The organism is Microbulbifer maximicatervae (SeqCode) (assembly GCF_056232625.1).
Genome location: NZ_CP174324.1, coordinates 2,999,964 through 3,023,311, shown reverse-complemented (window position 1 = coordinate 3,023,311; position 23,348 = coordinate 2,999,964). Strand labels below are relative to the sequence as shown.

General features: G+C 48.2%; 18 protein-coding genes. 17 read left to right on the top strand and 1 reads right to left on the bottom strand.

Translation table 11 applies throughout. From position 1 onward, the window contains the following. The first annotated feature begins 708 nt into the window (after positions 1 to 708). The 8 genes from ACJJI6_RS13130 to ACJJI6_RS13095 all read left to right on the top strand — a co-directional run bounded on the left by ACJJI6_RS13130 (position 709) and on the right by ACJJI6_RS13095 (position 10,315). Positions 709 to 1,113 (top strand): hypothetical protein, encoded by a 405-nt coding sequence (locus ACJJI6_RS13130; RefSeq protein WP_444919022.1) that lies wholly within the window; start codon positions 709 to 711, stop codon positions 1,111 to 1,113. Positions 1,114 to 1,509: 396 nt separating this feature from the next. After that, positions 1,510 to 2,736, top strand: coding sequence for a hypothetical protein (locus ACJJI6_RS13125; protein WP_444919023.1), 1,227 nt, complete (start codon positions 1,510 to 1,512; stop codon positions 2,734 to 2,736). A gap of 568 nt (positions 2,737 to 3,304) precedes the next feature. Beyond that, the gene (locus ACJJI6_RS13120) at positions 3,305 to 4,132 is read left to right on the top strand and encodes a hypothetical protein (RefSeq protein WP_444919024.1); all 828 of its coding nucleotides are present in this window, start codon (positions 3,305 to 3,307) and stop codon (positions 4,130 to 4,132) included. Between the two features lie 838 nt (positions 4,133 to 4,970). Next, the gene (locus tag ACJJI6_RS13115; protein ID WP_444919025.1) at positions 4,971 to 5,312 is read left to right on the top strand and encodes a hypothetical protein; all 342 of its coding nucleotides are present in this window, start codon (positions 4,971 to 4,973) and stop codon (positions 5,310 to 5,312) included. Between the two features lie 562 nt (positions 5,313 to 5,874). Next, positions 5,875 to 6,600, top strand: a complete 726-nt coding sequence (locus ACJJI6_RS13110) for a hypothetical protein (protein ID WP_444919026.1) — start codon at positions 5,875 to 5,877, stop codon at positions 6,598 to 6,600. A gap of 353 nt (positions 6,601 to 6,953) precedes the next feature. Beyond that, complete coding sequence (locus ACJJI6_RS13105) at positions 6,954 to 7,577, top strand: hypothetical protein (RefSeq protein ID WP_444919027.1); 624 nt, start codon at positions 6,954 to 6,956, stop codon at positions 7,575 to 7,577. Positions 7,578 to 8,051: 474 nt separating this feature from the next. Further along, a complete protein-coding gene (locus ACJJI6_RS13100) occupies positions 8,052 to 8,918 on the top strand; it encodes a hypothetical protein (protein ID WP_444919028.1) in 867 nt (288 codons plus the stop codon). Positions 8,919 to 9,682: 764 nt separating this feature from the next. Then, on the top strand, positions 9,683 to 10,315 hold the full coding sequence (locus tag ACJJI6_RS13095) for a hypothetical protein (protein WP_444919029.1): 633 nt from the start codon (positions 9,683 to 9,685) through the stop codon (positions 10,313 to 10,315). Positions 10,316 to 10,577: 262 nt separating this feature from the next. Here the strand turns inward: ACJJI6_RS13095 and ACJJI6_RS13090 are convergent, their stop codons facing one another. Further along, entirely contained in the window at positions 10,578 to 11,045 is a 468-nt protein-coding gene (locus tag ACJJI6_RS13090) for a transposase (RefSeq protein ID WP_444940003.1), read from the bottom strand. Positions 11,046 to 12,015: 970 nt separating this feature from the next. Here ACJJI6_RS13090 and ACJJI6_RS13085 point away from each other — a divergent pair. The 9 genes from ACJJI6_RS13085 (at position 12,016) to ACJJI6_RS13045 (ending at position 23,328) form a co-directional block, all read left to right on the top strand. Further along, positions 12,016 to 12,627, top strand: a complete 612-nt coding sequence (locus tag ACJJI6_RS13085; RefSeq protein ID WP_444919031.1) for a hypothetical protein — start codon at positions 12,016 to 12,018, stop codon at positions 12,625 to 12,627. Positions 12,628 to 13,083: 456 nt separating this feature from the next. Next, the gene (locus tag ACJJI6_RS13080; RefSeq protein WP_444919032.1) at positions 13,084 to 13,611 is read left to right on the top strand and encodes a hypothetical protein; all 528 of its coding nucleotides are present in this window, start codon (positions 13,084 to 13,086) and stop codon (positions 13,609 to 13,611) included. 801 nt (positions 13,612 to 14,412) lie between these two features. After that, positions 14,413 to 16,773, top strand: coding sequence for a marine proteobacterial sortase target protein (locus tag ACJJI6_RS13075; protein WP_444940002.1), 2,361 nt, complete (start codon positions 14,413 to 14,415; stop codon positions 16,771 to 16,773). A gap of 2 nt (positions 16,774 to 16,775) precedes the next feature. Next, positions 16,776 to 17,354: a class GN sortase gene (locus tag ACJJI6_RS13070; protein WP_444919034.1), complete on the top strand. Its 579-nt coding sequence runs from the start codon at positions 16,776 to 16,778 to the stop codon at positions 17,352 to 17,354. A gap of 448 nt (positions 17,355 to 17,802) precedes the next feature. Beyond that, the gene (gene aceE, locus ACJJI6_RS13065) at positions 17,803 to 20,472 is read left to right on the top strand and encodes a pyruvate dehydrogenase (acetyl-transferring), homodimeric type (protein ID WP_282934210.1); all 2,670 of its coding nucleotides are present in this window, start codon (positions 17,803 to 17,805) and stop codon (positions 20,470 to 20,472) included. Positions 20,473 to 20,489: 17 nt separating this feature from the next. Continuing rightward, the gene (gene aceF / locus ACJJI6_RS13060) at positions 20,490 to 22,133 is read left to right on the top strand and encodes a dihydrolipoyllysine-residue acetyltransferase (RefSeq protein WP_444940000.1); all 1,644 of its coding nucleotides are present in this window, start codon (positions 20,490 to 20,492) and stop codon (positions 22,131 to 22,133) included. 241 nt (positions 22,134 to 22,374) lie between these two features. After that, the gene (locus tag ACJJI6_RS13055; RefSeq protein WP_475710778.1) at positions 22,375 to 22,647 is read left to right on the top strand and encodes a hypothetical protein; all 273 of its coding nucleotides are present in this window, start codon (positions 22,375 to 22,377) and stop codon (positions 22,645 to 22,647) included. A 95-nt stretch (positions 22,648 to 22,742) separates the two neighbouring features. Continuing rightward, positions 22,743 to 23,045, top strand: a complete 303-nt coding sequence (locus ACJJI6_RS13050) for a hypothetical protein (protein WP_282934207.1) — start codon at positions 22,743 to 22,745, stop codon at positions 23,043 to 23,045. Then, positions 23,035 to 23,328, top strand: a complete 294-nt coding sequence (locus tag ACJJI6_RS13045; RefSeq protein WP_413664437.1) for a hypothetical protein — start codon at positions 23,035 to 23,037, stop codon at positions 23,326 to 23,328. Before ACJJI6_RS13050 ends, ACJJI6_RS13045 begins: the two co-directional genes overlap by 11 nt. The last annotated feature ends 20 nt before the right edge of the window (positions 23,329 to 23,348 follow it).

Genomic DNA, 23,348 nt, shown 5'->3' with positions numbered 1-23,348 from the left:
CAGAAATGGGTGTCAGTGCCGGTTGCTAAATTGGTAGATAGAAAACTATAGCGTTAGCGCGAAAGTAGGATGCCCATTCTTATATATAGAAAATTTTTGACTATGAAGGGAGCTCTTGATATTTAGAGAAAATATTCTTATTTTCAGTACTGATCAGTTTATTAATGGGATGTAATTATCTACCAACTTAGAGGCGGAGAGCCTTAAAGCTGCTAGGTGCGGCTTTGAGGGAGTAAAAATAGAGATAATTGCGTACAGGCGGCTAATTTTCGAGTAACAACAGTCATTTTGAGTTGTCCGCAATATAGTGCAGTGTTAAGGGCGAGTTTTCTAAAAAGCCCATAATCTAAAAAAACGGGTCGAAATATATAAGACGGGATGGCTAGAATTGAATACTATTTAGTTGAAATTGTATTTAGGTGTCAACTAAAAGGAGCGTTTCCTAAATGCAGGTTTCGAATACAGTTTCTAGAGCTTGACTGGAATAGGAAATGGCCGGATCAGTAATCTTTAAAAATACTGTGATTGCAGTTAACTCCCTCTGCAATCCGGTCAGTATCGAGAGTTATCCTATTCGGCGGTAAGTACTGCTGAAAATTAATGAGCCAGGCCCAAAAAATCTATTTTTTATACACTGGCATCCATGGGGGGAATTTCCGCCTGGGTAAGTTATAAAAGTCCAAATAAATTTGCTAAATTGAAGACGCCATGTTAATCAATGTAACAAAAATAACGAAAGATATAGAAACCCTAGATAAAAACATAGAGAAGCAAGAAGAGATTATAAACGAGCTGGATATCACCAGACTTCACGATGGTTCTGGCGAGCCTGCTAAATTATTTGAAGCGTATCAAAAGGCTAAAAATAAATTAGAGAAATTATACCAGTCAAGAGATTTTCTTACCGAGGGGTGGGAGCGTCTAGCGCGTAATTTGCCCGATGGCTTACAGCTTAACTTCTTGCGCGAAGAAGAAATGCCCCTCCCGGGTGAACGGACCTTAAAGAGAGTTGAGGTTAAATTAGCCCCTGATGCGACTAAAATCGTGGAACGAAAATGTTTCCGATCCTGGAGAGAGTATCAGGGATATATTAATAGGGAATCCACCCTTTAAGCTTGAGGCTCCCTAAGTGTAGGCATAAAAAACCAATAAAAATAGATGTTTGTACTTTGTGCAATATATTCTAGGTCAAGGTTTTAAGGGTTTTCTATAACAGCAATCTATTTGATATGCGAGCTGGCCAACTGGAAGCCAAAATTGACAATTTCAAGGGCGCTTCTATAAGTTGTGTTTTTCTCCGGTTTGCCGTCCCTCTATGATACGAAGTTTAGGGGTCTTAAAAAATAATTAACAAAGGCGCTTTTAAGGTTGAAAATTAAAAATCCTGGGTCAATTTTAAAAGGCAGGCTAGCTTAAAGCCAATAGTATCTTGGTGCCTAATCAATAAATAGAGCGCCTCACGGATGTAGGTATTAAAAACAACTTATAGATTGCAAGTAGGGTATATAAATGACCGGAACAGTAATTAGCAAAACATCTAAATTGGCGGTTAACCCCGCCGATGCTACACAGAATCGAGCCTTAGTCAAGTCGGCCGCAGGTGCCGCGGCAAAATTAATGGGCCAGGCCCGAAAGGCATTTTCCAATATACAGGTATCCATGGGGAGCAAGTTAAACCCCGCCCGGATATGTTATAAAGCTCCAAACAGACTTGATGAAATTAACGACAATTTGCTAGGTGACGTACAAAAAGCAAAGGAGGAGTTCGAGGCTAAAGGAAAAGAGGTTGCTGAGTGCTCTAAGGAGCTAAGGTTAATTTCAGAAGATATAAAAAAACAGCCGGATAAGACTTCTGAGGAGTGCAATAGATTAAAGCTTGAATATAAAGAAGGTGAAGAAAATTATAACAAGCTGAAAAAGGAAGAAGACGAGCTTAAGGAAATCTATATTCAGCAGTTTAAAGCACTGCCCCCTCCTAAACAGGTAGAATTGTCGCATGCTGATTTCGTGGAAAACTATAAACCGATATATGATGATCCTAATAAAGAACATCATAAGTGTCGAGATAGCTTCGATCAGGTTCCTGATGCGATGGAAGATTCTAAAGTAGAAGTAGAGCCTTCCAACGTCGAGAGACTAGTGAAAAGGTTAAAGGCTATAGACAAAAAACTAGCGGAGCGTACTCAGGATCTGAAGATCATTTCAGGTGCGATAAAAGGGCCGGTTGGTAGTATTAAGGAGTATGATGATCTAAAGGCGATATATAAAGAGGAAAATGAAAAATATAAAAAGCTGAAAATAAAGCGAGAAAACCTGCTTCATAAAATCGCCCCTAAGGTGTTTAATGCACCGCCTCCTCTTAAGCGTATAAATACTATGGGTAGCTTCGATAGGGCTTTACGTGCGATGGAACTTTCTGAAGCAAAAACTGAGTGTTTCGAATTCTTTGATGCTGAGTCCTCTAAGCTCCCCCCCAAGCTTTGGCCTCTAGTATCCCCCCTGCAGCCCCAGCGCACTCCGCCCCCCCTGCCCCTACCTCGTCGCAAGAGAAATCACCAGGCACAAGAACAACCTGCATCAACGGAAGACAAACGCACACGGGAGGCGGGAGGTACTTCGCAGATCTCCCCTGAAGACCGTCAAGACTCGTATGTTGAGCGTCCTGAGGAAGGTGAGAAACTAGCACCAGCGCTAAAGGTTGAAAAGACAGCTCGGGGAGAGAAAAACACTCCCTAGTTGCCTACTTGGTTGCGGGTAATAGGCGCAACGGGTAAGGGGGCAGGCAGAGCTGGCGCCGCCCCCGCGCAGGACACTGATGAGTGGCTATCCGCTGGGATACAGGGTTAAGTTGTGTTAATAAGCCGCTAAAAACGTACCTTTAAGGAGCCTCTGAATAACTCCGTGATATCTCTGGCATGCAGAGCGGTTCACAATCAAGGCGCGGCTTCGCAGGAATGTCTAGACCTTTCAAGAAGTCGCAACGCGGAGTGTGAATCGCTCTGCAAGTCCCGAAGGGCGGGCCTTGAAGGCCGCATCTGCAGCGTTGCAGCTCTTGCAAAGGACTAGGGCCATTCGCGGCGATGCGCCTAACATCTGCAGCCTTCAAGACCCGCAGAGGCATTACGGAGTTATTCAGAGGCTCTTTGAGACTAAAAAATAAAGAATCGGGGTCAAATTTTAAAGACCGGCAGGCTAAAAGCGAATAGTATCCGGAAGGAATGGTGCCTGGGTATCCAATTAATAAATAGATTGCTCTCTGGATTGACAGGCTAAATAGAACGTAAGGTAGAAATAGGATAAATAAATGGCTGGACCCGAATTAGCTAGGATTTCGAGGGCTTCCACCGAAAGAATTTCCATCCAACAGCCCCGCGAGGGGCAAGTTTTGCCTCAGCGGGGGGGGGCTGCTGCAAACTTAATCGGTAGCGCCAGGAGGGCATTTTTTAATCTGCTATCCTCAGTGGGGCAAAAATTAAACCCCGCCCAGATATGCTATAGAGCTCCGAATAATATTGATAACACCAAAGAGAGCTCATCATTACTTATGGGAAAAGTCGTGTTAATAGATGAGAATGGGCTCCTGGAAAGAGGTAGTCAGAACTTGCAGAAAAGCTTGAGAACCCCGGGGGAAGTGAGAGAATATATAGAAAGGTTAGAAATTTTTTTGCAAACCAGAGATAAAAAATATTTGGGGCCAAAATTCCAGAATTGGAGAATTGAAGATCTTCTAAAAATTGCTAAGGAGGATTTAGAAGAGTGTAACAAATTTTTTCAAAACTATGAGGAAGAATCGGTTGGGGGAGCAGCCAAATTTTCTGCTGACATATTGCAAAAGCCGGATCCTGAGTCCGCTAGTGCCAGGAATTTTCGGATCGCGGACCCCGATTTAAAGGTTCTTGTAGCAGAGGTTAGTGCAGATACGGGAGACACCCAGGTAGAGCGGCAAGTCGAACGTGAACCTGAGGTACGCCCCCCCGAAGTCCCGCCCAAAATACTAAACAAGAAGGGCATAGAGAATAAGATGAAGGACATATTTTCGAATAAGGATGAGAACAAGCTGCACCAGGAGGTGCAGAAGGTCTTAGAGTCGTCTGATCATAAGAAGAAGCGGCAGAATATGGTAGAGTCCTGATCATAGGACTGGCAGGCTAGCAAGGGATCAAGAAAAAGCCGTTAAATGATTCCGACTCGTAAGGTAAAAAAGCATAGCTCCTAATGCCGGTATTTCCCCTGCCCCAAACCGCTTCCCTGGCTAGAAGGCTTATAAGCTTGGGGATGCAGCTAAAACAGTCAATTGGCCTGGGACCTCCACCGAACTACTGCCAGCGCTAGAGGCTGAAAAGGCAGGTCGGGGAGAGAAAAAGGCCCTTAGCTACCTATTGAAAAAAGCCCGTACGGGCTTTTAGTGTTTCTCTGTAAATTTGGAAGTAAATGCACCAACAACTGGGGCTTGGTTGCGGGTAATAAGCGCAACGCGGGTAAGGGGGCAGGCAGAGCTGGCGCCGCCCCCTGGGATACAGGGTTAAGTTGCGTTAATAACCCGCTAAAAAGGCACCTTTAAGACCAAAAAATAAAGAATCGGGGTCAAATTTTAAAGACCGGCAGGCTAAAAGCGAATAGTATCCGGAAGGAATGGTGCCTGGGTATCCAATTAATAAATAGATTGTTCTCTGGGTTGACAGGCTAAATAGAGCGCAAGGTAGAAATAGGATAAACAAATGGCTGGACCAGAAATATCTAAAAGTTTAACGGTTTCCACAGTACGAAACTCTGTCCAACAGCCCCGCGAGGGACGAGTTTTACCTCAGCGGGGGAGCACTGTTGCAAACTTAATCGGTAGCGCCAGGAGGGCATTTTTTAATCTGCTATCCTCAGTGGGGCGCAAATTAAACCCCGCCCAGATATGCTATAGAGCTCCGAATAATATTGATAACACCAAAGAGAGCTCATCATTACTTACGGGAAAAGTCGTGTTAATAGATGAGAATAGGCTCCTGGAAAGAGATGATCGGGAGAGCAAAGATGAAATCCTTAATCGTGATCAGTCAGTAAAGACCATAGATAGATTGCAGAAGCAATTATCCCCTGATGATAGTAATTTACGAGAAGGACGTTTCGTGGCCTCGGAATCCACACGAGCTTCTACAGTAAAGGTTAATGCAGGTACGGGAGACACCCAGGTAGAGGGGCAAGTCAATGGGCAAAAACACTCATTCGAAAAACTAGTATCGAATATAGAGAATGATAATTGGATTAACTGGCTAAACGTGGATCCGCTAGCAGATTTCCGCGAGCCGGGTAAAGGCTTTTAAGCTTGGGGATGCAGCTAAAACAGTCAATCGGCCCGGGACCTCCACCGAACTACTGCCAGAGCTAAAGGTTGAAGAGGCAGGCCGGGGAGAGAAAAACACCCCCCCCTGGTTGCCTACTTGATTTCGGGCAATAGGCGCAACGGGTAAGGGGGCAGGCAGGCGTCTCCCCAACGTAAAACTGCTTGATGTGCTGCGCCAGGATTATATCCTGTTGTTCATAGATTCCTTAATTGGTACCTGAGAATAAAAAACCGGCCAAAGTGCCGGTTTTTATTATTGTATTTTAAAGGTGCAGCCCAAAAAAGCAGGTTGAAGATCAAAACTGGCAGCCTGAAGAATATTTCTATTTGCCCGGCGAATCGCCCAAAGCTACGGATTTGAATGATAAAAAAGCAACTAACAGAGGTGCTTTTAAGCTCAAAAACTAAAAAACTAGGTCCAGATTCAAAAGACAGATAGATTAAAAGCAAATAGTATGCGGGAGGAATTGTGTTTGGGAGCTCCATTAAAATATAGAGCATTTCCCAAATGTAAACATTAAAGTATAGATAGGATACATAAAATGCCTGTGCCAGGAATTTCCAGTGCTTCCACAGCAGCGATTAACCATCGGACAGCTGGGCAGCACCAGGCTTTACCCAACTCGGCTACCGGCACTGTTGCAAATTTAATGAGACGGGCCCGAAAGACATTTTTTAGTATGCTAGCATCTACAGGGAAAAGGTTAAACCCCGCCCGGATGCATTACAATACTGGTAAGAGCGAAAACACCCAGCCAGGCAGACTCGTAAAAAGTCAATCTAATGCAGAGGTTTTATCTGAAAAAAAGACGCAAAACCAATTCATAAAAGAAAAGCTGAGCTTCGCACAGTTTAATATTGCTCAACAGGATTTTATGTCGAGCTTTGATGGTGATGGATTAGTGCGCAATCGTTTCAGTTCTTCGGGAGACTCCCTTGCCATAAATGAAAAGTTTATGGAGGAGGAAGTAAAAACAATAGGGGATGATCTTGACGCGTTTTTAAAAGAAAGTGAATGCTGGTTAAAAGGGGAGTTAACCCCGAGTATTAAGCAGGCACTAATAAAGCAGATTCTTCGTGGGCTGGAAGGGTTTCATGGGCGCTTAAAAGAAGCAGGAGAGACGTATATAGCACAGAAAATAGAAGATAAAGAGATTAAGCGTCAGATGTTAGAGCTACAGAGTAATTTAACTGAAGCTACTAATAATTACACTATGGAATTATCCGACTTAGGTAATGATGAGTTTATATTGACGGAGGGGATGTAGTCCATCTTTCATTCTTCAGTCTAAATTATAGCCATAAACGACTAGCCAATTAGCAAAAGTGCCTTTAGTAACTAGCGAGATGACGGGTGGCCTCCAGGAAGTTATGGAGTCTATGACTAGACTATAAAGCACATGACTGTTTATTAGTTTTTATAAATTCTGCTTTATCGGGAGCCTTTGAATAACTCCGCAATGCCTCTACGGGCCTTCAAAGCCTGCCCTTCGGGGCTTGCAGGGTATCACGGAGTTATTCAGGGGCTCCATAGGTAAAAATTAATCATAAAAAGTGTCTCAAGGTATCAAAGTTTACTTCTGGATTTGTTGGGGCGCTCTGTGAAACGTAGGTAAAAAAAGTGTGTATCAAAAAAATCGGCAATAAATCTATTGATCGGAGCGGAGCAGCCCTCTCGTCAAAAGGTGATAGAAATTCAATAAAATCGTTTTCTGCAACACTGAAAGAAACTAGGTGTGCATTAAGGCCTGTAGTCAAAGCCCCTACTCCCCTTCCTAATAAAGTAAGTGCTGGTGAAAAGTTAACAAAGATTGATAAAAATAAAGAAAGTAAAGGAAGGGAGCTTGAGCGGATAGCTCAGGCGTTGAAGGAAGATCGGGCAACCATAAAGGCGTTGGATGAATTTATGTGCAAGTGCGATGTTAAGTTGAACAATTCCAAGAAGAAGCTAGCTGAGTTAAATAAAGCTCTTGAGAAAACAAGAACAGTGCACCTTGCAGAGGGTTTCGAAAAAAGCGTACAAATTCGGAGGAATATTAAAAATTTAGAAGACAATATTAAAAATATAGAAGGCAATATGAAAAGAGAAAATGGAAATCTGAAAGCAATTCTTGATAGGGTTATTCCAGCTTGGCTTAAGCTTGAGCAACGTTTTACTCTTGAGGAATTGAGCGGTGTTGGGATCAATATTGATTTTAAAGCGTTGAAGGAGTTAACTCCGGAGGGGGAAAATAATTCTGCATAACCGCCCTGCCTTGCCGATTGTTGGCAGTCTGTGAGACATACGTCACAATTGAATTTAAATTGATTTATTTTCACCTATCCAGTGCAGGATAGGTGTCGACTATTCTTTTTGAGGTATTCTGGGCAGCTAGATAGATCACCTTCATCAATTAATTATCAGAGTGAATTGCTTAATAAGCCTTGGTTTCGGGTAATAAGCGCAACGGGTAAGGGGGCAGGCAGAGCTGGCGCCTCCCCCAAGTAGGCACTAATGAGTGGCTACCCCCTGGGATGCGGAGTTAAGCCGTGTTAATAAGCCGCTAAAAAACGTACCTTTAAAACCAAAAAATAAAGAATTGTGGTCAAATTTTAAAGATCGGCAAACTTAAATCGGATAACATTCGGAAGGAATGGTGCCTGGATACCCAATTAATAAACAGATTGCTGTCTGGGTGTGCAAGTCAAATAGAGCGTAAGGTAGAGATAGGATAAATAAATGCCTGGACCGGAATCATCCAGTATTTCAGTGGCTTCCAAGGCAAAGGGTTCTATCCCGCAGCCCGGCGAGGGGCGAGTTTTGCCTCAGCGGGGGGCTTTTGCAAAGTTAATCGGTAACGCCAAGAGGGCATTTTTTAATCTACAGGGCCCTGCGGGGAGCAGGCCAAAATCCGCCCAAATAGATTCTAAAGCTCCGTATAAATTAGAGAGTATTTCATTCACTGAAGAGCAAGGCAAGCTGGGTGGAGAGGCTCGAAGTTCGATGGATGATAAGCAATGTCTTGCAAGCATATTTAAGGTTGATTTCACCGGCTATCAGGTAGAGGCGGAAGGCATTTATGAATCTAAGGTTGCTCCCCCCGCTCCTCCCCCCAAACCACAAGAATTGGGAATTCTTGACGGAGGTACTCTGTACGGCATAAAAAAAATAGTGCTACCAAATTTGGAAAAAGATATTAATGGTGCTATAGAGTCTATTGATAAAAAGCTGGAATGCCAGCGGTCGTATGATGAACTAATATCCCAACTGAAACAGAGGGAAGGTTCCTCAAAAGAAATCGGGGAAGATTCCTTGGATGAAATCTATGAGAATCTTGAATATAAAAGAATGGTATTAACCCATGGGTTGAAATGTCTGGAGAAATATGAAGGACGATTGGGTACTCACGACCGCAAGTTTCAAAAAATTAAATTTGCTGATGGAAAGGCTCCTTCTGTGCTACCTGAGAAATTTGAAGATATTTCTCCTATGCTAGATAAACTATATAGCACTTTAGACGAGGCGAAGCGTAGTTTCGGCACTCTGCGTAACGAAATAGAAGAGCTGATTAAGAATGTGGAAACCGGTATAGCATTCAGAGAGTAAAAAAGATGAGTTGATGAAAGGGGGCCTCCCTTGTACTTTATTGGTAAGATCTGTATGGGTATGGTTTGTTAGATATTGCGGCAGGAAGTTCAAACCGGGTTAGAAGATAAAATAGTTTGATTTCAAGCTGCGCTGAAAGTGTGTGCCGGTAGTTAGATGTAGTAGTCCAGACTTGATCTGACAGAGCACCTCCTGAAAAACCGATAACTGTCAGATCAAGTCTGAACAACGACAATTTATTACCCTACTGAGGGTATCATCCCATTTTTTAGTGAAGCGTTCTCGCTCCACTTGTGTTGCTGCTTCAGTGGTTGCGCTATAGGTACTTCCGCTTAGCCGTAATTGCTGCGGTTAGCCCTTATGGGTCGCCTACACCAGTAGTCAAGGTATCTTCCAAACAGCAGCTATTCAGCTTTGTGAGCATGGGTAGAAAGAACTTGGCTGGCTTTAGTTTTGGCGAGCCATCAAACCCATATCTCACTCCTGCCTTCCAGGATTATGTTCAACGCAACGCAGTTGGACCTATTGCCCCCTCATTTATTTTAGCTGATCTTCAGGATATTACACTTGAGATGGATCGTAGTTGACCACTACAGCTTGGCAACTGGTGCTTTTAAGCCCAAAAGCTAAAAAAATAGGTCCAGGTTCAAAAGACAGGTAAGTTAAAAGCGAATAGTATCCGGGAAGAATCGCATTTGGGCACTCAATGAATAAATAGAGTGCTCTTTGAATGTAAATATTAAAGTATGGATAGGATAAATAAAATGGCTGGATCGGGAATTCCCAATGCTTCTGCAGCAGTAGTTAACCGCCGGGCCGCCGGTCAGTATCAGGCTTTACCCACTGTGACCACAGGCACTTTTGCAAATCTAATGGGCCGGGCCCGAAAGGCAGTTTCTAATATGCTAGCCTCTATGGGAAGCAGCTTAAACCCCGCCCGGATATGTTATAAAGCTCCGAATAGAGCTGATAACCTTGAAAACACCCAGCCAGGTGATCCCCAAAAAGTATCAAGCAATTTAGAGCGTAACCGTTCCAGTTCTTCGAATACCTCCCTTGAAAGCGTCCTGGAAGATGATGTTCCAAAAGCACCAAGTAATTTAGAGCGCAATCATTCCGATTCTAATGAAGACGCCAGTTTAGATTGTAGCCTCAGGCTAATAAATCGTATGTTTCTAGACTCTGTAGATGACGCCAAAAAGGAGTCTTCGGATATACGAGAAGTATGTGAGAACCTGGAAGGCCAACAAAAGAAGTTAGAAGAACTAAAAGATAAGTATAAAGAGCATGGGGAATATTACCTTCTTACAGAGATGGCGGTAGAGACTCTAGCTAAAAAAATCGATGGGCTTAAGAAAATCCTCGAGGCTAAAAAGTCGAACTCGGGGGACCTCTGATCAAGCCGGCCTTTTTTCCTGAGAAATCTCAGTCGATCAAGAAGTGGGCTGTTTTTCAGGAAAAACGTCAATTTCGGCAATATGATCCTCTAATTTTCTACCTGAAGTCCGCTGCACACGGATTTCAGGCGCACTGCCCCCAGGCAGCCGAGTATCTTGTCCCTATCAGTAAGTTGGTAAAGCCTGCCAACAGGTGTGGGCGTTCCATATTTTTCGATAACCCATGATATCGAGTCTTGTTGTAGCCAAATTGGCACTTGATCTAACGATAGGGATGCTCCACTTTAGCGCTAATCTGTGCCTTCGCCTTGCCAGGTGCCCCTTGTCCCGGATGGGTTTTTAGCTTGCTCTGCTTCATCGCCATATACCAGTCCATCTTTCGTTCTTTCAGCCCTTCACGATTTTCTTTACCATGGAGGACTCGTTCTGTTGCTGTTCTGGATCGCGAGTATTTTCTTGAATTTTGCTGGGGCTTGGGGGCACTAATAATTGTTGCATCTACAATACAGCCTTCTTTCAATAGTATGCCCATTCCTTTGCGGTGTTTGTTAATTTCTTTAAAGATCTGGCGACCCAGTAGGTGTGCTTCAAGTAGGCGGTGAAACTTAAGAATAATGGTTTTATCTGGAATGGGCTTCGTGAGTGTCAGGCCCGCAAAGCAGCGCATGGCTTCAATCTCATAGAGAGTATCCTCCATAGCCGGGTCGCTGAGGTTATAAAGGAGTTGCATGCAGTGAATAGGCACCATGACCCTTAACGGGTAAGGGCGGCGATCTTTCCTGGCTTTGTAAAGAAGGGGTCAATGTTGTCTTCAAGCCCCCCCAGGGAATCAATAAATCCATCTGCTCAAGGAGCTTTTCTTTGCGAGTTTTGCAGCGTTTGTTCCGGTATTCGGCCTCTGCAAAGCTGGCTTGCTGCATGGCTTGTGTTACGTTAATTGTCTTGCGATAGGCTGTTTTTCTACCCCATTTAGGGGGCAAACTTATTCGGAGGTTCCTTTCGTAAACAATACTCAGGGGAGTATAGAAAAGCGGCCCTGGTACTGTCGCTCAAGGTTGGTGTAAGCGTTACCGTTAAACAGCTCGAATTGCAGCCTTCCCGGATTTACAGATGGCGAAGTTACATCAGAGTCGAGGGGATGCCGAGAGAACTGGCCACAGAGAGTGCTCGGCTGGTCATACTTCCTTCTCCTTTGCACTTCCCTTAGTTTAATCACTTAAGCATCAGTGAACTGCTGGAGCCTATACTGATGGATTTCCCCAGCATCCCTATAAGGATTGAGGGGAATATCCTAGGTGCGAAGCTGGAGATGCCGGGTATTCCCAGAGCGGAGTTACTTGAAGCCCTGGGCAATAAATAGGTTTTTGGGTTGATCTTTACCTGATTATAAAAATTAGTGGGGCTACTGTGTTTTAATAATCGTATTTTAGAGGCGCAGCCCAAGCAAGCAAACGGAAGGCCAAAAGTGATCAAAGTCTCCCTGCCCCCTTCAGCCTAAGTGACAGCCCAGGCGATCACCAAGTCAGTAAACTTATTTTTGGTAATTGGCGCCTTTGGGCCAAAAACTAAAATCTGGGGTCGCCCCCTAAAGTTGGGTTGGCTAAAAGCGAGTATTATCCGGGATAAATCGTACTTGGACGCTCAATTAATAGATCGAGCGCTCCCTGAATGTAAACACTAGAGTATATAGGATAAAAAGAATGCCTTTCCCTAATTCAAATGTTCAGTTTTGTTCCGATCGCTCCAGCGTCGCCACCGTCTCCACTTTGTCCTCAGCAGAAAATACTGCACCAAAGGAGGAGCGGTCTCAAAAGGGAGGAGGTGCTGCTGCAAATTTAAGGAAAAAGGTCAAGGAGGCAATTTATAAGAGGTTGCCCTTGGTGGGGCGACAGGCAAATGCAGCCAAAACTCCGAATAAAATTCATGCTAATAAAGTGGCAAAAAATAGTGAGCCTCTGGAACAGAATAAAATTAATACTAATAAAGTGGAAGAAAAAAGCGATCATCTAGAGGCGAAGAGAGCTGACTTATCTGATTTAAATAAAAAATTGATGGGGCTTCGTGAAGAACTTCTGAACTGGCGTCATATGTCAGAGGGGGAGCGAGCCGAGGCAATGGAGAAAGGGCGTGGCATATACAATGGGGTTAAGGAAGAAATTGACAAAATAGATGGCAGTGATGACGTAAGAGGACCTAATGCTGATCTTCAATTTGCCAAAGATGTATCCGCCGTGCAGCAAAACTTACGTCGTATATTTATAGCCCTCGGGGGTGATGTGAATTCTGAAAAACAATACTTTGAGAGTATGTGATCTGAGGGCGATTCCTCAACATTTGGGTATTAACCTAGCGACTCTATAGTTCTGTATGATGTCCAAATAAATATGGTTGATGCACTTCAGGGTTGAATACAGAAAAAGGTTTTTGGAAAGGCCTGTGCCCCTGAAATCTGCAAAATGCAGATTTCAGGGAGGTGAAAATGGAATAAATAGGTAGGGAATCCGATTTTTAAAAAATAGTCATTTCTTAACTGTGCTATACCGAATAGATCACTGGGAAACCATTTTTTTGGAGGTTCCTAAAGTTGAATGTAGGAGAATATTTCTATTTATCTGGATTGTTGCCCAAAGTCTAAAAAATCAGAGTCAAAATTGAAAGACAGGTTGCTTGAAAGCGGATAGCATTCGGGAGAATTGTATTTTGGTCTTCAATTAATAAATATAATAGTTCCTGAATGCAAACACTAAGGTATAGATAGGATAAATAGAATGCCTGAACCTAATTTAAATATTAGACGTACTTCCAGTCTCTCCAGTCTCCCCACTATAGTAAGTACTGCACCAAGGGAAGGGCGGTCTCAAAATGGTGAAAGTGCTTTTGCAGAATTAAGGAATGAGTCCTCTGAGGCTTTTACAAAGAGCTCTCCCTCTATGACGGGAGAGGCAAGCACGGCCAAAACTCCGAATGAAATTACTGCTAGTAAACCAGCACAAGAGCGTAAGCTTATGGAGACGCTAAGCGAAAAGGCATATCAGTTAACTAAGTCGTTGGAATATTTTGAAGATTATCAGAAGATGTTGGCAGATAGTCCGAATTTTTCTCCTAAACATTCTCAAACATCGACGCCCGCATCTCAATTCTTGCTCAAAATTGAATTGGAAATAAAGGAAATAAAAAAGAAGAGTAAGGGGATTCAAGAAGCTGATCCAGAGTTTAAGTCTCTCTCAGAAAAACTAAAAGAACTAGATAAAAAGATATTAGAACTAACTATGTTTGTCTGTGTGAAAGGCCTGTAATGGTGAAGGGATATGCAAGCTAAGGAGCCTCTGAATAACTCCATGATATCTCTGGCATGCAGAGCGGTTCACAATCAAGGCGCGGCTTCGCAGGAATGTCTAGACCTTTCAAGAAGTCGCAACGCGGAGTGTGCATCGCTCTGCAAGCCCCGAAGGGCGGGCCTTGAAGGCCACAGCTGCTGCGTTGCAACCCTTGCCAAGGGCTACGGCCATTCACGGCGAGCTGCGCCTAACATCTGCAGCCTTCAAGACCCGCAGAGGCATTACGGAGTTATTCAGAGGCTCCCTAAGTAACGGTCTAAACGGTTACCAAGTTAGCGAAAGTGCCTTTGCTAACTAACGAGGTGGCGGGCGGATTCTAGGACGATTAATTTATCAGTCCAGTAGACCAGATCTCGTCTGCTACCAGGCTATCGTTGAAGGTAGCGTTCCAAGAGGCTAAAAATAAATTAGGGGATCGAAGGTACTGCCAAGCGTCTTATTGTGAGATCCGTAACGGCATCGCCTTTTGGGTATTGCGCCAGGAAGTTCCTATTGGGCAGAGAAAAAATGTACTGAGCCCAAGGTGTGCTGTGATAGGTGCCGGTAGCCCGATAATTGGTATCCACGTCTAACTTGCTGACGAATACAGTGTATTCTTCCTTTCCCCGGTTCTGTTAAATTAAGGCGATAGGTGTATTAAGGCCCCTCGCCATATTTCGCCATAATTCCTCCCATTTCCCGCCCGATTCCCTACCTTCTTTCGCCAGCTCCTCCTTGTTTAATGACTTCAACATCCAATTTAAAAGTGGAGGTAAGTGAGTGAACAGGGTGATGTTATTTGGGCAGCGGTTCCATAAAGACGATCTGATGTTGCCGACAGAGGAATACTATCGTCGCCGCCAGAGGACCGGTGGTGCTGGGCGCTGGCTGTTATTTATTGTGGTGGTATTGGCGGTAGTCATTGCGGCAATCGGGGCAGAGGTCAATGCCCAGGAGCTTCCCTCTGTGAGTGATGCGATCCAGCAGGAGTTCACCGAGGCAGTTACTCTGGACGATGTAAAGGGCGGGGACTTACTTTTTACTGGCAATGAGTCCGGAAAGTATATTCCAGCGGTGCACCTGAAAAGTCAGGTCAGTATTTCCGTGCGGGGTCTGGTAGCGGAAGTCGAGCTTCAGCAGCAATTCAAGAATACCACCGACGGCTGGCAGGAAGCAGTTTATGCATTACCACTGCCTGAGCAAGCTGCGGTGGTGGGGCTTGAAATTCAGGTGGGTGAACGCCGTATTGTTGGCAAGGTGCGTGAGCGGAAAGAGGCCTCCAGGATTTATAAGGCTGCTCGTGCGGCGGGTAAGCGTGCAGCTCTTCTCGAGCAGCAGCGCCCGAACCTGTTTACCAATAAAGTGGCCAATATTGCCCCCGATGAGATGGTACAAATTAATATCCGCTACTTGCAGCCGGTTAATTATGACAGCGGCGTTTTTTCACTGCGCATGCCCACCACATTGACCCCGCGCTATATCCCTGGCAAGCCAATACCCTCCCAGGCGTTGAACGGCGATGAACAGGAGTTGGTGGCAGAGAGTAGTGGCTGGGCACTGCCCACTAATCAAGTGCCGGATGCTGCGTCGATAACTCCGTTTATGCAGCCAGCGCAGGAGCTAGAGGCACTGGGTAGTCATAATATTTCTATCGAGGTGGATCTGCATGGCGGACTGCCGCTAGCAAAAATCGATAGCCCCTATCACCAGATTGATATTGATAACCGAGGTGACGGTCGCTATCGGATTCAGTTGCGCGATGAAACAGCTGCAATGGATCGGGATTTCTTATTGAATTGGCAGCCGCGCGCTTCTGCTATGCCGCGGGCGGCATTGTTTAGCGAGAAAATCACAGCGCAAGAGGGGGTAGAAGAGCAGGCTGGTGCTTATCTGCAGGTCATGCTGCTGCCACCCAGCGACGGTACCTCTGCGCAGCGTTTACCGAGGGAAGTGATTTATGTGATCGATACTTCCGGCTCCATGTCTGGCAATTCTATTCGCCAGGCGAAGGAGAGCCTTACCCTGGCACTGTCTCGCCTGCACAGCAATGATCGCTTTAACGTTATTGAATTTAACAGTACAACCCGCGCATTTTTCCCGCGCCCGATAGCGGCGAGCGCGGAGAATATCCGCCGTGCGCGTCAGGAAATCGAAAACCTGAATGCGGAGGGGGGTACAGAAATGGCGCCGGCCTTGCGAATGGCATTCGGTCAGCAAATGCAGGACGACACCAGTACCGTTCAGCAAGTCGTATTTATTACAGATGGTGCGGTGGGCAATGAGCGGGCCCTGTTCGAGTTAATTAGCCAGTCCTTGCATAACGCCCGGCTGTTTACAGTGGGTATTGGTTCGGCTCCCAATAGCCACTTTATGCGCAAAGCTGCTCAGTTTGGGCGCGGTACTTTCGTCACCATCGGTGATATTTCCGAAGTTCGTGAGCGTATGCAGGCTCTGTTCGCCAAGTTGGAAAACCCTATGGCTACAGACCTGCAACTCAGTTGGCCCCAGGGAGTCGTCGCGGATGCCTACCCCAAGCGTATCCCGGATCTCTATAACGGTGAGCCTATGCAGTTGGTGGCCAAGGTGCAGGGTGATCTCTTGCAGGGAGATATCCAGCTGCGGGGCCGAATGGCAGGTAAACAGTTTGTGCGCAAACTCGCTCTGAAAGTAGAGAGTGGTAGCGATACTTCAGGCATCGGCAGTGTCTGGGCGCGCAGCAAGATAGATTCTCTGCGGGACCGGCAGCTTCAGTCAGGAGAGCAGTCGGATGCGGGGCTGGCTTTGCGCGAACAGATTTTGCAGATTGCCCTGAGGCATCAACTTGCCAGCCCCTATACCAGTTTTGTTGCAGTCGAAGAGGAAGTTGTGCGCAGCGCTGAAGAGAAGTTATCTCGCAGCTCGGTCACCAATATGGTGGCTAAAGGGCAAGTGCTACAGCGCCAGGCCTATCCGCAAACTGCTACAGGTCTCTACGGGCAGTTATTGGCAGCGGCGGTATTGTTGATGTTTGCGGCGATCTTCCAACGCGGTCGGGCCTTGCGCAGCAACTTGACCCGAGCCCTGCGCTCCTTCCTGCGCAGGGTTTTACCAGACCCCCGTCAACCCAGCGGCGCTATTCCTCTGCAACGGGGAGGTGTGTAAGCGTGGCTCGCTCACTGCTCTTTATGCTTTGCTTGGGAACGGGGTTGTGGCAGTTGGGTTCAGCCAGCTGGCTTCTGGCCAAGGCAGAATTGGCCCAAGTGTTGATTAATAGTGCTTGGGAAGAACAGCTACAGGGCGGGGCTCTGCAAAAGCCCTGGCCCTGGGCGGACACCTGGCCTGTGGCCAAGTTAAAGTTGGAAGGGCAGTCGCCATTAATTGTCCTCAGCGGCGGTAGTGGCCAGGCGTTGGCTTTCGGTCCTGGTCTCTTAGCTGGGTCCGGCAATCCCGGCGAGTCTCGCACCACGGTTATTGCCGCACACCGGGATACTCACTTTGCGGGATTAGAGCGTGTCAGGCGGGGTACCTCCATTTACCTGCAGGATAAACGCGGACGCTGGCATACTTATCGGGTTGCGGAAATGCGAATTGTGGACAGTGAGAGAGAGCGTTTGCCGATCTTTGCCGAGCGGGGTTTATTGCTGGTGACTTGTTACCCCTTTAATGCCCTGGCGGCTGGTGGCCCGCTGCGTTACTTGGTCTACGCTGAATATCAACCCGGTGGGGAGCTGGTTCAGCTGTGACTGATGTCTTTGTTTGAGACTCGATTTTGTAGTTCATTTTCTCAAAAATTCCACTAAATGTTCCGGCGAAACGGCTAAACGGCAAATAATTGTTTTGCTCTTTTGTTTTATTTGTTACTAACCGTCCTATCTGGAAAATTTTTTGTAGTAATACTACAATTCCCTCCGCTAACAACCGGGGATGGGGTTTTGTCCGCCAGTCTGCGCGGGCCCCGGAACAAATAATCACAGTCAAACTAGGCACTTGCGGCAATCAATTGCGCCGCTTTCCTCACCGTCATATTCGAGTAAAGATTCACAAACTTTGCATTTACGCCAACAAAGTTGGTGAATTGGCGGAACCAAGAAAAAAAGGAAGCTTTTTTTTGCTCGCGCTGTAGTTTGCCCGCGTACCGATTTTTGAGAAATAGACCGACTCGACGTCGCCTAATTCGCCGAGGAGCACTTGATGCACGAAGATACCGATAACCTCGAAACGCAGGAGTGGCTGGACGCGCTGCAAGCGGTTATCCGCTATAGCGGCAAAGAACGCGCAGCCTTCCTCCTGAAGCAGCTGTCTGACCGCGCTACCGATGTAGGCGTACAATTGCCTGCGGCAATCACCACTCCCTATCGCAACTCCATTCCGCCCAATGCGGAAAAGCGTATGCCTGGCGACTTATTTATGGAGCGCCGCATTCGCTCCCTGATTCGCTGGAATGCCCTGGCGATGGTGGTACGTGCCAACCAGAATGACGATGGCCTCGGTGGCCATATCTCCAGTTTCTCCTCTGCGGCCACACTCTACGATGTGGGCTTTAACTACTTCTTCCGTGGCAATGAAGGTGAAGAGCGCGGCGACCTGATTTTCTTCCAGGGCCACAGCGCACCGGGTATTTATGCTCGCTCCTACCTGGAAGGGCGTTTTGATGAAGAGCAGCTGGACAACTTCCGCCGTGAAGTGAACGGCAATGGCCTGTCCTCTTACCCGCACCCCTGGCTGATGCCGGAGTATTGGCAGTTCCCCACAGTTTCCATGGGATTGGGGCCGATCCAGGCGATTTACCAGGCGCACATTATGCGCTACCTGTCTGCCCGCGGCCTGTCCCCGCGCGGCGATCGCAAAGTGTGGGCTTTCCTTGGTGACGGTGAGTGTGACGAGCCGGAAACCCTGGGCGCAATTTCCCTGGCCGGCCGCGAGCAATTGGAAAACCTGGTGTTCGTGGTTAACTGTAACCTGCAGCGCCTGGACGGCCCGGTACGCGGCAACGGCAAGATCGTGCAGGAGCTGGAAGGCGTATTCCGCGGTGCCGGTTGGAATGTTGTCAAAGTACTCTGGGGTCGCCTATGGGATCCGCTGCTGGAGAAAGATGACAAAGGCCTGTTGCAGAAAGTCATGGACGAAGTGGTCGATGGCGAGATGCAGAACTTCAAGGCCAACGGCGGCGCTTATACCCGCGAGCACTTCTTCGGCAAATACCCGGAGCTGCTGGAGCTGGTTAAGGATATGTCCGACGATGAGATTATGAAGCTCAATCGCGGCGGCCACGACCCCTATAAAGTCTACGCAGCTTACGCGTCGGCGATGGCCCACAAAGGCCAGCCCACCGTGATCCTGGCCCAGACCGTTAAAGGTTACGGCTTGGGCTCCGCCGGTGAAGCGGCGATGGATACCCACTCTGTGAAGAAGCTGGATCTGGATTCCCTCAAGCGTTTCCGCGATCGCTTTGCCATTCCGCTCACCGATAAAGAGCTGGAAGAGGTCCCTTACTACCGCCCATCTCCGGACAGCCCGGAAATGAAATATATGGCGGAGCGCCGCAAGGCCCTGGGCGGTCCGGTTCCCCGTCGCCCGGTTGAGTGCCCGAAACTGGAAGTTCCCGGTCTCGATGCCTTCAGCGCACTGACCAAAGGCTCCGGTGAGCGCGAAATCTCCACCACCATGGCATTTGTCCGCGCTATCGCAGCCTTGGTAAAAGACAAGAATATCGGCAAGAACATTGCGCCGATCGTTCCCGATGAAGCCCGTACCTTTGGTATGGAAGGCCTGTTCCGCCAGCTGGGTATCTATTCCTCCCAGGGGCAGCGCTACACCCCGGTGGATCACGGCCAGATCATGTATTACAAGGAAGATAAGAAAGGCCAGGTGCTGGAAGAGGGCATCAACGAAGCCGGTGCCATGTCCACCTGGATGGCGTTGGCTACTGCCTACAGCAACCACGGCGTGCCGATGGTGCCTTTCTATATCTACTACTCCATGTTCGGCTTCCAGCGTATCGGCGACCTGGCCTGGGCCGCTGGCGATATGCAGGCGCGCGGCTTCCTGATCGGTGCCACTGCTGGCCGTACCACCTTGAACGGTGAGGGTCTGCAGCACCAGGATGGCCACAGCCACGTACTGTCCTCCACTATCCCCAACTGCCGCAGCTACGATCCGGCTTACGGTTATGAGCTGGCTGTAGTTATGCAGCGCGGCTTGAAAGAGATGTACGAAGAGCAGAAGAACCTCTTCTACTACATCACTATCGAGAACGAAAACTACCTGCAGCCGGAAATGCCTCAGGGCGTGGAAGAGGGCATTATTCGCGGTATCTACAAGCTGCAGTCCAACGTCAAGAAAGGCGCCAAGGGCAAAGCGGCGAAGAAACATGTACAGCTGATTGGTGGCGGTACTATTTTGCGCGAAGTACTGGCAGCGGCGGATATCCTCGCCGACCAGTTCGGTGTGACCTCCGATGTCTGGAGCCTCACCTCCGCTGTGGAATCGGCCCGTGAAGGCCAGGATGTGGCGCGCTGGAATATGCTGCACCCGGAAGCCGAGCCGCGCAAAGCCTGGATCACTGAGCAGTTCGAAGGCAATACCTCCCCAGTTATCGCCTCCACCGACTACATCCGTTCCTATGTGGAGCCACTGCGCGAATTTATCGACGGTGAACTGACCACCCTGGGTACCGATGGATTCGGCCGCAGTGACAGCCGCGAGCAGCTGCGTCGCTTCTTCGAAGTGGATCGCAACTACGTGGTGATCGCCGCACTGAACGGCTTGGCCAAGCAGGGCGTTATTGATGCGAAAGAGGTTGCGGAAGCAATCGTGAAGCTCAATATCGACGCCGAAAAAGTTAATCCACGCATCAGCTAAGAGAAGGCAGAACTCCTATGGCAAAACAAGTCATTAAAGTGCCTGATCTCGGTGGTGCCGATCAGGTGGATGTGATTGAAATTTCTGTTGCTGTCGGCGATACCGTCGCGCAAGAGGATTCACTGATTGTGGTGGAGGGCGATAAAGCCTCCATGGATGTGCCAGCCCCAGTGGCTGGCAAAATCCTCAGCATCAGCGTGAAAGAGGGCGATAAGGTCTCTGAAGGCGACGTGATTGGGGAAATCGAAACCGATGTGGCGGAAGCGCCGGCAGAGGAGCCCGCTGCGGCCCCCGCCAAGCAAGAAGCTGCACCCGTTGCAGAGCCTGTGGCTGAAGCCCCTGTGGCGACGCCGAGCGGCGAGCCGAAAGAAGAAACGATCCAGATCCCGGATCTGGGTGGCGCTGATGCGGTTGATGTGATCGAGATCAGTGTGCAGCCCGGTGATGCGGTTGAAGAGGGGGACTCCCTGATTGTGGTGGAAGGCGATAAAGCCTCTATGGATGTGCCCTCCCCCAGCGCCGGTACCGTAGTTTCTATCGCGGTAAAAGAAGGCGATAAGGTTTCCACGGGTGACACCCTGGGCGTATTGAAAGTAGTTGCTGCAGGCGCCGCCGAGCCTGCGGCTACAGCTGCAGCCCCTGCAGCGACAGCGCCTGCCGAGAGCGCGCCACAGCAGGCATCTGCGTCTGTTGAGCCCCCGGCAGTGCCACAGAAAGACTATCAGCTGGAGCGCGACCTCACCGCAGCAGCCCAGGTTTACGCCGGCCCCGCCGTGCGCAAACTGGCCCGCGAGTTGGGTGTTACCTTGAACAAGGTGAAGCCCACCGGCCCGCGCAACCGGGTCTCCAAGGACGATCTGCACAATTACATCCGCGAGCAGGTGAAGAAAGCTGAGAGCGGTGCGGTTGGTGTCGGCGGTGGGATCGGTATCGCCAAGATGCCGGATATCGACTTCAGCCAGTTTGGCGCGGTGAATGTGGAGCCGATGAGCAAGATCCACAAGATCACCGCAGCCAACATGTCGCGCAACTGGCTCAATGTGCCTCACGTCACCCAGTTTGACGATGCGGATATCACAGAGCTGGAAACCTTCCGCAAGTCCATGAAGGCCGAGGCGGAGAAGCGCGGAGTGAAGCTCACTCCAGTGCCTTTCCTGCTGAAAGCGGTAGCTGCGGCCCTGCGTGCAGAGCCCAACTTTAATGTGTCCCTGCACAACGATGGCGAGCACATTGTGCGCAAGGACTATGTGCATGTGGGTATGGCAGTAGATACACCCAAAGGCTTAATGGTGCCGGTTATCCGCGATGTGGATAAGAAAGGCCTGTACGAGTTGGCGGCAGAGGCCACTGAAATGGCCCTGAAAGCCCGCGATGGCAAGCTGAAGCCCAACGAGATGCAGGGCGCCTGCTTTACCATTTCCAGTTTGGGGGCTATCGGCGGCACCGGATTTACCCCGATCGTCAATTCTCCGGAGGTTGGTATCCTCGGTGTTTCCAAGCTGGCGATGAAGCCGGTGTGGAACGGCAAGGACTTTGAGCCTCGCCAAATGTTGCCCTTGGCGCTCTCCTACGATCATCGCGCAGTAAATGGCGGAGATGCCGGACGCTTTATGACTTACTTGGTCAGCGTGCTGGCAGATGTGCGCAGACTGTTGCTGTAATTGCCAGCGAGTTAAAGCCAGTAAAAAAAAGCGGCCAATCGGCCGCTTTTTTTATAGTCAGGACTAAATTCCATATAAGTAAGTTAGCCTTTAAGTGGAAATGAACTATTCGCCGCGTAAAACAACAATAAGATGATTTACGCGCAAATCGATTCTGGGTTGCTGGCTGCTAATGCCTCGGCAGCTAGACTCACAGAGAGGCTACTATCATCGCAGCACTGAAAATGTGAGGTGTCGGATTATGGGACCTACAAGGAAATTCGCGTTGCCGCTTGTGGCGGTATTTGCGATGCAGGGCTGCTTGTTTTTGCCTGCGGACGAAGTGGAGGGCGAAGACCCTTTCTTTTATGAGGCAGAGGCTGCCGGACAAAGCGCCAGCTTTGTGGAAGTCGGCAGTAATCACACAAAATACCCACAACCCCTTACCGCCAAAAGCAAATGCGAGGCGGCGGATTGCGTAGATAGCTTGCAGGACTCCATGGCCTGGTTTTTCCCTATATTGCGGGTTTACTAACGACAGTAGCCGAGCCCAGTGTGGAGCTGTTGCGAAATAGCCGGATCTAAAAGTGCGTGGATTCTGTCCGCGCGGTGCTGATACGGAGCGCTACCATGCAAAAGTTTGCGATATTTATTTCTGCCTTGTCGATGGGTGTATTCCTTGAGGGTTGTGGAACCCCTGATACGCGCAATCAAGTGGTTTATCCCGTAAGCCCGCCAATTCCCCGCCATGCGGAATACCGGGGTTACCCCTCTTCTCACTCTTCTCATTCCTCCCATGTGCCAGATGCGCCTGCGTCTCCAACAAGCTGCCCGGGAGATTCTGAGGAGCTGGCGCCGGGTTCTATTTGTCCACCCAGTGCCCGTTGTTTTGACATTTCCGGTGGAAGGCGTTGTATTTCCTATGAAAATTAGCGTTGTTTTTTTTCTTATTCTTGTAGCGCAGTCCCTGGCGGGCTGCGTGGCTGACGGTTTCGGTTATGACTTAACCGGCACGGCAACTTACTACACCTACAAAACTACTCCGGTGCCACCGGATGAACTTACTGCATTCCCGCGTTTTTGCCTGGCCGGTGATCCCTATATGGGAAGTCTCGATAACTGTATTGCCGAGGGTGTGCACTGCTATCAATTGGATACCGGTGATTGGTGTGAAGGACCTTATTCACCGTTTGAGTTGAGTTACAGTTTCTACTGACCGAGTAATTTTCCACTAGT